We start from the raw sequence: 6,018 nt of genomic DNA, 5'->3' as shown, positions 1-6,018 counted from the left end.
AGCGAAGAATCTCGAAAACATCCGTAAACATCGGATTGACTTCGCAGATGTTCCTGATATGTTTGATGGTTCTATGCTGGTTGAGCTTGATGAGCGTACTGACTATGGCGAAGACCGTTGGATCGGAATCGGCTTTTTACGAAACGGTGTTGCGGTTGTTGTCTGGACAGAACGGTAGGGTGATGTAATCCGTATTATCTCAGCACGAAAGGCAAACCGATATGAGCGTCAACGATTCGAGCAATACCTCTCGTACTGATTGGGCTGCGCTAGAGGCAATGACGGATGAGGAGATTGATTACTCTGATATTCCGCCTCTAACCGATGAATTTTTTGAGAACGCTGTGCTGAGAGTGCCAGCTGCTCAAGCTGATAACCTGATTCAGCTAGAACCTGAGGTTATGGCATGGTTTCGATCGCAAGGTGCAGAGTATAGAAGCCTGATCAACTCGGTCTTACGCCGTTACATGGAGAACAGTAGCGGTAAGCAATCGGTCTAACAGTGCGCTGCCAGCCTAAGGCGATCGCTTGTATCGTTCAAGTGTGTTTTGGGCGATCGCTTCAGCCTTACCCGCCGCAACCAAAGCAACGCAAGCTCCCCCCGAAACCAGCACACAGCAGGCGATCGCTTACCGTGATCGGCTTGTATAACTTAGCTGCCTATGAGTTAAATTAGGTACTCCTACACAAGCAACTAACTTAGGAGTTTCCAGGAGGTAAATCATCCAAGACGTCAAGCAGATTACTCTATACAGCTTGGTTTTGGGATGCTTTTGAACGCGTAATTCCTTTTCTGAAGTATCTGTCTCGAAGTTCCACATGCCTCGCTAAGAAGCGCTCTAGTTCTAACCTAGACCACCAATCTGTCTTAATACCTCTATTGCGAGTAATACCATCCAGCTTGTCGTATAGGGTACTATCAATAACACCACTAGTCATTACACAGAATCCACCTGCTCCATACTGGTCTACAGTATCGGAAACTTGAATTCTAGTACCTGTGAGCGAACTAGAATCCCTAATCAACTTACACTGTACAATCCACTTAACAGTATCTTTACCAATCCGCTCAGGTGTTTGAAATTCTATATCTCTACCTCCATCACGAGAGCGAGATTTTCCCAGTTTTCGGATTTTACTCGGCTGATAGTAGTAACTGATAATGTCGTAGCAAAGCTCTTCAAACTTTTCATCATCAAGCTCATCCCAAGGACAAGCAATCTCAGCGGGTTTTCCTAGCAGGATTCTTGCTTCCTCTGATAGTTTCGTAATTATATCTAAATACTTTTCTATAACTTCATTTTTAATTCTGCCTAGTGAATCATCAAAAAAAATATACCGAGTAACTTCATCACATACTATTAAGATATCTCCCTCCGTAGATAATAGGAACTTTTCAATATAGCCAATACCATAAAACTGCCGATATTTTTTAATTCCAGACTTACTTCTTCTAGCTTCACAGCCAATACTTGTAAACCAAATATCTTGCGCACATTCTCGTGCATTATATATCTTATCTTGAGGATCAAGCACTATATTCGCTTTATTGAAAACAATCGAAGCAAGTTTTAATGATGATATCTGTTCTGCCTCTTCTAAGGGAGGTACATTATTCATGAATCCACCATATTCTTTGAGCAGTTCTTCAACATGTGCGTTTAGTGGAACTATCCAAGAGTTGCTAGAAATATAAAAATCATAACCGACGTTATTACTGGCAAATGAACGCCAGAAACCATAACGCCACTCAGGATGCTCGTTGTATAAATTCTCAATTTTTTTATCTCGTTCTTCCTCTTCTTCATCCTCATATAGATAATCTATTCCTACAACAAAATTAGCCAGGTATCGGTCAGCCAAATCTGGAAAATACAGCTTACGTTTTTCTAAATCATCTACAAATTCCTCATACATATTTTGTAGTTCATTATCTAATTCATCAAAACACAAGTTTTCATACAAGGCAGGTAAAATTAAATAGAGATTTTGAGTTAAACCAATTAAATCTTTCGGTCGAAAAACAAAACAGGTTTTAACTGGACAATTTCTATAGTCCATTTGAAAAGAAATAGACTTGCAAAAACTAGCTATGTTTTCTCCAACAAATAAAGCCCAAAGATAATCGTATGCTAAATCTGTAGGATACTGTGAGGAATTGATTGAGTGGCATGGAACTTCCAAAACAATATCTTCTGGAGCATTGGCAAGAGCACTATATAACTCGTCGAAGGTATAGTTGCTAATTTCTGAAGTTATTAGTCTTAATTCAAGTTTTTCGTTCATTGGATGAATATAGTGCAATCTGACCCTCAACACCTGGGTTGATTTGAGAAGACAAACAAAGGGGACATTAAACCCCTTTCCGAAGAACTTTACTAGAACTTTACTTAAAGGAGCTTAGCTCAATCCCATCACTTGTAGACAGTTGATAAGACAGGAGCTAACTAACCTCCGGAACCAGAATACGTCCCGGGTAACCCGATCGCATATATCGTTCCATCACATCTCGACTAATCGCCTCCCCCTTACCCGCTGCAACCAAAGCCACACAAGCCCCTCCGAAACCAGCACCCGTAAGACGTGCCCCAAATACTCCAGGGGTTTCCTGTAGCATCCCCACCAGTGTATCCAGGGCAGGCACGGAAACTTCGTAATCATCCCGTAAGCTAGCGTGAGAAGCATTCATCAACTCACCAAAACGCTCAGCTGATACTCCCTGTAGAGCCTCCAGTACTCGGTTATCCTCAGTGATGACGTGACGAGCACGACGGCGAATCGATTCGGGTAAGTCTTCCGCAGCTTGCGGATTGGTAATATCTCTGAGCGCCTTCACCCGTAGCAGGTGCGCCGCCTCTTCACACTCAGCGCGTCGCTGGTTGTAGCCACTCCCTGCCAGAGTGCGAGGCACACCACTATCGATTACCACAACCTCTGCCCCAGATGGAAAAGGTATCACCTGACGAGCAAGCGATCGCGTATCGAGAAATAGCAGATGTTCAGTATCAGCTAGGCTCGACGCCATCTGATCCATAATGCCGCATTGCACACCCGAATATTGGATTTCTGCCTGCTGTGCTAGCTGAGCAATCCGCACATCATCGATATCTATATTTAAGAGCGATCGCAACCCCCTGAGAGTCGCCACCTCCAAAGCAGCACTGCTAGATAACCCCGAACCAATGGGAACCGAGGAAGTAACGTGCAGATTAATCGATGGTACGGTGTATCCTTCCCGTTCTAAAAGCCGAACACATCCGAAGATATAACTGGCAAATCCAGAAGGTGTATGATGACCTTCTGAAATACTCACCCGTTCGTCAAGTTCTACTGAGTAAAAGTGGTGCTGTCCATCCTTGCTGACACCCAGTTGCACTGTAGTACGTTGAGGAATAGCGGTTGGCAGTACAAATCCATCGTTGTAGTCGGTGTGTTCCCCAAGTAGATTCACCCGTCCCGGAGCACTGGCTTCTGTTTCAGGTGATGCACCAAATATCTGCTGGAAATTCATCATGGCTTATTGAGGAGCAAAAAAGTCTTCCCCTGATAGCGCTTTTGCTAATTGATTGATATCAACTCCGGTTTTTTCATTTATATTCTCTCCACTGCTGCCCGAACTTCGCTCTCTAGGCTGTTGTACTGTTCAGTTAAACATTCCAGCGATCGCACTTAGGATAGAGATTTCATTTGCACCCGAAAGAATTTATAGTTTCCCACTATACATTAGGGGTTATACCAGTCTCTCTTTTACATAACTTAATCTATGACTTTGGCTAGAGGGACGCTTATTTTTCTGCTGTTAGTCTGGGACTTAAGCTGAAAACTAGCAAATTGGTGAGTAAATAGGATTTTCCCAATAATTTTTTGGTAAATCTATAGCCCTATTTATGAAGTTAATTGCAGGTATAAGCTAAGCTCGGTTTCTCTGGTCATCACGTATTCTAGTGAGCCAATTCTATTTGGAAACCGCGAACAATACCAAAAATGAAATCATGGAGTATATAATGAAAAATTTGATTACTAGAGCAACCGCTCACATCAGTTCCCTGCTGAATTCACTTCAAGTCAAGCGTTTTTTTGCTGTGGTCTTAGTCGGTTTTCTATTGCTGACAACAAATGTTGATTCTGGACGCCATACGAGAGCTGTGGGTGAGCAATTGCGTCAACCTGCAAATCAGCTTGATTCTGTAAGACCTAAAACAACCAATGAGTGGTATGACGAAGCTCGTCAAACGGAGGATGCTCCTGGCGAACGGCTTCAGAATATTGCGGAAGAATCAGCAAAAGCTGTAAAAGAATTTGGGTCACTTTATCCAGACACAGCTAAGAGAAGCACCAATGCCTTAAAGGATGATGCAGCACAGAGAGACAAAAATAGCTAACTGTGTTCAACACTAAGTACCTTTTGATAGGGTGTTGAAATTAAGTACTTGTGGTTGCCATTTGCAATTGGGCATCAGGTTCTTAGTACTGGTCTGAGCAGCAGATAGGTACAATTCACCTAAAACTTGTAGGGGTTGGGAAGTCGGGTTTCTTGTAGAAACCCGACTTCTGAGTGGCGCAGATTTAGTATATCTACCTCTTGAATTCTAGGGTTCCTTGAGCGCAATTCCTTTTATTCAGAAACACCGAATCCCCCTCCTCCGGGAGTCTCAATGACAAACACATCCCCAACATTCATCTGGGCAACCGCAGTACTCCCCAATTCCTCTACGGTTCCATCACTCCGTTCCACATAATTCTTACCTAGAGTACCCGCTTCACCCCCTTGCAATCCAAAGGAAGGAACAACGCGATGACTGGAGAGAATTGCCGCCGTCATCGGTTCTTGAAAACGAACTCGACGGATGACGCCATTACCACCGCGATGCAGTCCCTTCCCGCCACTATTCGGACGAATGCAGAAATTTTCTAGTAGAACAGGGAATCGCCATTCCAACACTTCAGGATCAGTCAGGCGAGAATTAGTCATGTGAGTGTGAACCGCATCCGTGCCATCAAACTCAGCACCCGCACCTGAACCCCCGCAGATGGTTTCATAGTATTGATAGCGCCCATTACCGAAGGTAAAGTTATTCATCGTTCCTTGAGAGGCTGCCAAAACTCCCAGCGCACCGTACAACGCATCAGTAATGGCTTGGGAAGTCTCCACATTTCCCGCCACTACCGCCGCAGGATAACGTGGGTTCAACATACATCCTTCGGGAATGATGATTTCCAAGGGTTTGAGGCAACCGGCATTCAGAGGAATATCATCATTGACTAAGGTGCGAAAAACATATAGAACTGCTGCTTTGCACACGGCAGAGGGTGCGTTGAAATTGCTGTGTAACTGGGCAGAGGTGCCAGTAAAATCAATCTTGGCGCTGCGATCGCTGCGGTCTATAGTAATGGTTACTTGAATTTGACTGCCATCATCTAGTTTAGAGGTGAAGCTGCCATCCTTGAGAACTGCGATCGCACGACGCACGGATTCTTCTGCATTATCTTGTACATAACCCATGTACGCTTGTACAGTTTCCAACAAATAATGCTGCACCATCCGCTGCAACTCTTGCACTCCCTTCTCGTTGGCGGCAATTTGCGCTTTCAAGTCGGCAATGTTTTGCTCGATATTCCGCACAGGGTAAGTGCTAGAAGACAGGAGTTCCCTGAGTTCTTGTTCTCGGAAGCGTCCTTGTTCGACTAACAGGAAGTTGTCAATTAATACCCCTTCTTGCTCGACAGTTGTACTATTGGGTGGCATGGAACCAGGGGTAATGCCGCCGATGTCTGCATGATGTCCCCGTGAGGCAACGTAGAAAAGAGGAACCCCCCCTAACCCCCCCTTGTTAAGGGGGGGGACTACTTCTGCACTCTCTTCCTTTGTGAGGGAGGGAACTGCTTCTTCCCTCCCCCCCTTAGCAAGGGGGGGTGCAAAGACTGGAGTAATCACCGTGACATCGGGGAGATGCGTACCGCTGTTGTAGGGGTTATTGAGGACGTAGACATCTCCAGGTTGGAGGGAATCGCCCTGCG

The 6,018-nt window shown here is 44.7% G+C and carries 6 protein-coding genes and 1 pseudogene; 4 read left to right on the top strand and 3 right to left on the bottom strand.

Going from position 1 to position 6,018, the window contains the following annotated elements:
- The 3 genes and pseudogenes from V6C93_RS38275 to V6C93_RS16420 form a co-directional block, all read left to right on the top strand.
- Positions 1-259, top strand: a pseudogene (locus V6C93_RS38275) (BrnT family toxin); the annotation flags it as partial.
- The gene (locus tag V6C93_RS16425) at positions 222-500 is read left to right on the top strand and encodes a BrnA antitoxin family protein (RefSeq protein WP_333477746.1); all 279 of its coding nucleotides are present in this window, start codon (positions 222-224) and stop codon (positions 498-500) included. The pseudogene V6C93_RS38275 and the gene V6C93_RS16425, both read left to right, overlap by 38 nt.
- A gap of 28 nt (positions 501-528) precedes the next feature.
- Complete coding sequence (locus tag V6C93_RS16420; protein ID WP_333477745.1) at positions 529-651, top strand: hypothetical protein; 123 nt, start codon at positions 529-531, stop codon at positions 649-651.
- A 96-nt stretch (positions 652-747) separates the two neighbouring features.
- On the opposite strand, the gene V6C93_RS16415 is transcribed toward V6C93_RS16420, so the two are convergent.
- Both V6C93_RS16415 and galK read right to left on the bottom strand, forming a co-directional pair.
- Positions 748-2,286: a hypothetical protein gene (locus V6C93_RS16415; RefSeq protein WP_333477744.1), complete on the bottom strand. Its 1,539-nt coding sequence runs from the start codon at positions 2,284-2,286 to the stop codon at positions 748-750.
- A gap of 157 nt (positions 2,287-2,443) precedes the next feature.
- Entirely contained in the window at positions 2,444-3,511 is a 1,068-nt protein-coding gene (gene galK, locus V6C93_RS16410; RefSeq protein WP_349262734.1) for a galactokinase, read from the bottom strand.
- Between the two features lie 493 nt (positions 3,512-4,004).
- Here galK and V6C93_RS16405 point away from each other — a divergent pair, with 493 nt between their 5' ends.
- Positions 4,005-4,382, top strand: a complete 378-nt coding sequence (locus V6C93_RS16405) for a hypothetical protein (protein ID WP_333477742.1) — start codon at positions 4,005-4,007, stop codon at positions 4,380-4,382.
- A gap of 233 nt (positions 4,383-4,615) precedes the next feature.
- On the opposite strand, the gene V6C93_RS16400 is transcribed toward V6C93_RS16405, so the two are convergent.
- A partial coding sequence (locus V6C93_RS16400) for a hydantoinase B/oxoprolinase family protein (protein WP_333477741.1) occupies positions 4,616-6,018 on the bottom strand: 1,403 nt, incomplete at its 5' end.

This window comes from Allocoleopsis sp. (genome assembly GCF_036703385.1).
Taxonomy (GTDB): domain Bacteria; phylum Cyanobacteriota; class Cyanobacteriia; order Cyanobacteriales; family Coleofasciculaceae; genus Allocoleopsis.
Note: the sequence above shows the minus strand (reverse complement) of the source record. Positions and strands in the feature narration are given on the sequence as shown.

What these genes read in the sequence shown, in the direction of transcription:
- V6C93_RS16405 (WP_333477742.1), top strand. Translation starts at nt 4,005, where the DNA reads ATGAAAAATTTGATTACTAGAGCAACCGCTCACATCAGTTCCCTGCTG.
- V6C93_RS16425 (WP_333477746.1), top strand. Translation starts at nt 222, where the DNA reads ATGAGCGTCAACGATTCGAGCAATACCTCTCGTACTGATTGGGCTGCG.
- V6C93_RS16415 (WP_333477744.1), bottom strand. Translation starts at nt 2,286, where the DNA reads ATGAACGAAAAACTTGAATTAAGACTAATAACTTCAGAAATTAGCAAC.
- galK (WP_349262734.1), bottom strand. Translation starts at nt 3,511, where the DNA reads ATGAATTTCCAGCAGATATTTGGTGCATCACCTGAAACAGAAGCCAGT.